Here is a 4,050-nt window from a genome sequence, read left to right on the forward strand (position 1 = left end):
CGCCGACTCTGCTTTACATTTAACTAGTCGAGCATAAGACGCAAATTGCTGAACACGAGGGAAGCGTTAACTGCCCTTAGATAGTTTCTTTGCATTAAATTACATTGTAGTTATAATGTAGTTCATGAGTGAATATTCTTTTGAGTGGGATGAAAATAAAAATGCTTCGAGCTTAGCGAAGCATGCTATTTCATTTGATGAAGCCTCAACAGTTTTTGATGACTTCATGGGGCGTATTATCCCCGATCCTGATCACTCTATTGGTGAAGAGCGATTTCTTCTATTGGGTAACAGTGCGAATTCGCGATTATTGATTGTGTGTCATTGCGTAAGGGTTAATGAATCGATCAGAATTATATCAGCTAGGAAGGCGGATAAGCGAGAGCGCCAAATTTATGAGGGCTATCGAAATGCGTGATCACTATGATTTCTCGGATTCAACGCAGAATCCCTATGCCGGAAAAATTAAGAAACAAATTACAATACGTTTAGACTCAGAAACTATCGAGTACTTTAAGTTAATGGCCGAGGATAAGGGAATTCCATATCAAAGTTTGATTAACTTGTATCTTCGAGACTGCGCTAAATCAAATAGGGACCTACAACTCTCTTGGAATAGTGGCAGTTAACAAGAATTTCATGTTCGCAAGCAAAGCTTGCCGGATTCACTGCGTTCACCGCATAAATAAGCATTACATGCCTCGAGGAATTTGAGATCGACGAACGACTGGAGAATCCCGTGGTAAAAGCGGTCTAATGTCTTGGTTGATTTTTAGGGTGGTAAAATACTCAACTAAAGCCGCTATTTGGCTGTCTACCAAACTGTAGGCATGTTACAAACCGGTGCAACGCGAGCGCCTTACTCTATGTTTTTTGCGTGTCTCCGCTGCAGGCGCCGCCTGTTCAGGGCGTTAGGTGCCTTGAAAATTTATTGACAGATTGAGAGTGATAGAATAGTGTCACTTTATGAAAACAGAATTAGTTACAACATTAAAACGTAAGGCAACCAAGATATTGGCTGAATTGCATGAATCCAAAGAGCCAGTTTTAATTACAGAGCATGGCCAACCTTCTGCATACCTTTTGGATGTTCACGATTTTGAATCAATGCAAAACCGTATGAAAATTCTTGAAGGTATTGCGAAAGGCGAGACCGCATTAAGTGAAGGACGAGTGTTCTCTGAGTCAGAAGCAGAAGTTAAACTGTCTAAATGGCTGAAATAAAATGGACAGAGCCGGCGCTAAATGATTTAAACGACATTGCTGAATATATAGCTATAGATAATTTAGCCGCAGCTAAAACATTAGTCAGTGATGTATTTGACAGAGCACTTAGACTAAAAACCTTTCCTGAATCTGGTAGATACCCTCCTGAACTTGAGTGGTCAAGATACAGAGAAATCTTAGTGGATCCATGTCGAATATTCTATCGAATCGAAAAAGATACTGTTTATATTTTATATGTGATGAGAAGTGGAAGAACACTTCGACGGTTTATTTTAAAAGACCGAGGTAGAGATGGCGCCTAACAAAAGCATATTGACAGGCTCTGTCGCTCCTTCGGACATTTTGCATTTGCTAAAATCTGCATTTGACTGCGTTCAATTGTTGCAGATTTTACCAAATACAAACTGCCGAAAATGCGAGCGTTAGATTAGATGCCTGTCAGATTTTCCAATATGAAAAGAATCAATGTCATTGGTACAAGTGGGAGTGGGAAGTCACATTTTAGCCGTCGTCTTGCCCAAAAATTAGATTTCCCGTGCATAGAAATGGATGCAGTTTTCTGGCTACCGAATTGGGAACATCTGGACACAGAAGACTTCCTTGCAAAGCTAAAAAGTCTCATGGAGCAGGAAACATGGGTGTTAGATGGAAACCAATCAAAGACAAACGCGCTAAAATGGCAGTACGTAGACACAATCGTCTGGTTAGATTACGGCTTTTTCCATACGTTTAAACAAATTCTAATTCGCTCTTTTAAGCGTTCTTGGTCAAAACAGGAGAATTGGGAAGGTACTGGAAACATAGAATCGTTTAGGCGTAACTTCTTCTCATCAGAATCTGTCATTCTTTGGATGCTCCAAAATTATTGGAAAACCAAACGTAAATACACCAAGCTTTTTGCAGGCGAACTGTCAAACAGTGTTAGGCTAGTGCGTATTAAATCACCCAAACAAGCAGAGTTGTTTTTAGCTAATGCGTAGGGCATCCATACAAGGCGTTCATGAGGGACATATACATGCAGCGCCTTCGCCATTTTAACTGCATGTATGTGCCTCTTAGCTAATTGTTGAGACGGTAGAAAAAGTTGTTCTATATTTTCATTTTAGAAAGTTGAGTGAATATTGAGCTTTTTTCGCGTTTTAGTTTTTCTACAGCCTTGTTAGTTCTCACTATATTGATTCATCTTTAGACATTTATAATCCATTGGATTACACTGAGAGTATGCACACGATTGTCGAATTACCTGAATATAAAAAAGCTGTAAATAAGCTTTTAAGCGATGATGAAAACAAATTTATCATTGATTACCTTGCAGGAAATCCCAAATCAGGTGCTTTAATTAAGGGGACAGGAGGTGTTCGGAAACTCCGATGGGCAAAAGATGGAAGTGGTAAAAGTGGCGGGGTGAGAATAATTTACTACTATCATAATGAAACTATCCCTTTATTTTTGCTTACGTTGTTTGGTAAAAACCAGAAAGAAAACCTATCTAATTCGGAACGTAACATTTTATTTAAATTAACTTCTGCTTTAGTAAAGGCATATGAGAGTAAAAAATGAATGATGAGTTTGAGAGCATAAAACAAGGTCTTCATGAGGCAATAAAATTCGCAGAGGGTGATGTAAAAAAAGCTACTGTCCATAAATTTGAGCCAATAGACGTGAAGCGTGTTCGCTCTCGAGTAGATATGAGTCAATCAGAATTTGCGGCAACATTTGGAATTAGCTTGGGAACATTGAGACATTGGGAAAGAGGCGATAGAGTTCCTCGAGGACCTGCTTTAGTCTTATTGAATGTGTTGGAAAAAGATCCACAAGCTGTGATTCGCGCACTAAGGTAATTGAACCGTGAGAACTAACAAGTTTTTCACGTTCGCAAGAACCGGGGCAAGGTTTTATTTACCTCTAATTCGCTCTACCCTGAAACAAATTAAATTTAGATAAGGCTGGACGAACAAATTCTACAGCCTCGTTTTGTGCCTGTTAGTGTAAGCAGATGAAATACGATGAATTCAACTCATTTTGCAAGGCTCTTCCTGTGACTACACATGTAGTTCAGTGGGGAAACTCAGATGTCTGGAAAGTGGGAGGCAAAGTATTTGCTATCGGCGGCTGGGAAAAAACAGGAACCCCAGCTTTCACTTTTAAAACTTCCGAGCAAAACTATTTTTTCTTACAAGGAAAGTCTGGATACAGGCCAGCGCCATACCTTGCATCTAGAGGTATGAAATGGATACAGCTATATGATGCTAGCAAGGCCGAAGAAGACGAACTCGAACATTACCTTTTGGAGTCATACAGGATTGTCTCTTTGGGTCTTACAAAGAAAAAACAAAAAGAACTTGGATTAAATCAATAGTTGTGCTTAAGCTCAGGAGATTTTCTTATCATCGCGATAAAAGTTTTCATGAGACCTGAGAGCTATCAATTCTAGCACCACACTTTCCTTCTTGTGGCTATACTCCAGCAGCGTAAGTTGTTTTGCCATTTTAAACTTGTACACACGTAAGAACGACAAATCATCTTTCTTTTGCTCTCAAAGTGAAGGATCTTCCATGAGCGTATTTACTGCTTTATCCAAGTCGGATTTTTGATTTTTGTGCAGCTTTTTAACTGCTTTTCTAAAATTTTGTGTTTATAAAACGGTTCAATATAGTCAATGATATCTGCTTAGCAATTTTTAATGCGTAGATTTTATCGTTTTTGGTTTTACCCGTATGAATGGCCTTCATGTATAGGGTATGAGCTGCAATAAAGTAAGCGATCAAAATAGACCGTTCTTCTTTTACTAAGTTGAGCCCCTAAAATGAGGTCATTGATTAA

Annotated in this window: 8 protein-coding genes and 1 pseudogene; 8 read left to right on the top strand and 1 reads right to left on the bottom strand. The window is 39.0% G+C overall.

From position 1 onward, the window contains the following. The first annotated feature begins 124 nt into the window (after nucleotides 1–124). The 8 genes from ACFOHL_RS15010 to ACFOHL_RS15045 all read left to right on the top strand — a co-directional run bounded on the left by ACFOHL_RS15010 (nucleotide 125) and on the right by ACFOHL_RS15045 (nucleotide 3,586). Complete coding sequence (locus ACFOHL_RS15010) at nucleotides 125–418, top strand: BrnT family toxin (protein WP_376921060.1); 294 nt, start codon at nucleotides 125–127, stop codon at nucleotides 416–418. After that, nucleotides 411–629 (top strand): BrnA antitoxin family protein, encoded by a 219-nt coding sequence (locus tag ACFOHL_RS15015; protein WP_376921061.1) that lies wholly within the window; start codon nucleotides 411–413, stop codon nucleotides 627–629. The genes ACFOHL_RS15010 and ACFOHL_RS15015 overlap by 8 nt, the downstream gene beginning before the upstream one ends. Before the next feature lie 337 nt (nucleotides 630–966). Continuing rightward, entirely contained in the window at nucleotides 967–1,224 is a 258-nt protein-coding gene (locus tag ACFOHL_RS15020; RefSeq protein ID WP_376921062.1) for a type II toxin-antitoxin system Phd/YefM family antitoxin, read from the top strand. Then, complete coding sequence (locus tag ACFOHL_RS15025) at nucleotides 1,212–1,529, top strand: type II toxin-antitoxin system RelE/ParE family toxin (protein ID WP_376921063.1); 318 nt, start codon at nucleotides 1,212–1,214, stop codon at nucleotides 1,527–1,529. Before ACFOHL_RS15020 ends, ACFOHL_RS15025 begins: the two co-directional genes overlap by 13 nt. 150 nt (nucleotides 1,530–1,679) lie before the next feature. After that, nucleotides 1,680–2,207 carry an adenylate kinase gene (locus tag ACFOHL_RS15030; protein WP_376921064.1) on the top strand — a complete coding sequence of 176 codons (528 nt, stop codon included), beginning with the start codon at nucleotides 1,680–1,682 and terminating at the stop codon, nucleotides 2,205–2,207. Nucleotides 2,208–2,448: 241 nt separating this feature from the next. After that, entirely contained in the window at nucleotides 2,449–2,787 is a 339-nt protein-coding gene (locus tag ACFOHL_RS15035; protein ID WP_376921065.1) for a type II toxin-antitoxin system RelE/ParE family toxin, read from the top strand. Then, entirely contained in the window at nucleotides 2,784–3,068 is a 285-nt protein-coding gene (nadS, locus tag ACFOHL_RS15040; RefSeq protein WP_376921066.1) for a NadS family protein, read from the top strand. Before ACFOHL_RS15035 ends, nadS begins: the two co-directional genes overlap by 4 nt. Nucleotides 3,069–3,223: 155 nt before the next feature. Further along, complete coding sequence (locus tag ACFOHL_RS15045; RefSeq protein WP_376921067.1) at nucleotides 3,224–3,586, top strand: MmcQ/YjbR family DNA-binding protein; 363 nt, start codon at nucleotides 3,224–3,226, stop codon at nucleotides 3,584–3,586. 12 nt (nucleotides 3,587–3,598) lie between these two features. On the opposite strand, the pseudogene ACFOHL_RS15050 reads toward ACFOHL_RS15045, so the two are convergent. Beyond that, a pseudogene (locus tag ACFOHL_RS15050) lies at nucleotides 3,599–3,850 on the bottom strand (type II toxin-antitoxin system RelE/ParE family toxin); the annotation flags it as partial. Nucleotides 3,851–4,050: the final 200 nt, after the last annotated feature.

The sequence above is a fragment of the Agaribacter flavus genome, assembly GCF_042646125.1.
GTDB classification, from domain to species: Bacteria; Pseudomonadota; Gammaproteobacteria; order Enterobacterales; family Alteromonadaceae; genus Glaciecola; species Glaciecola flavus.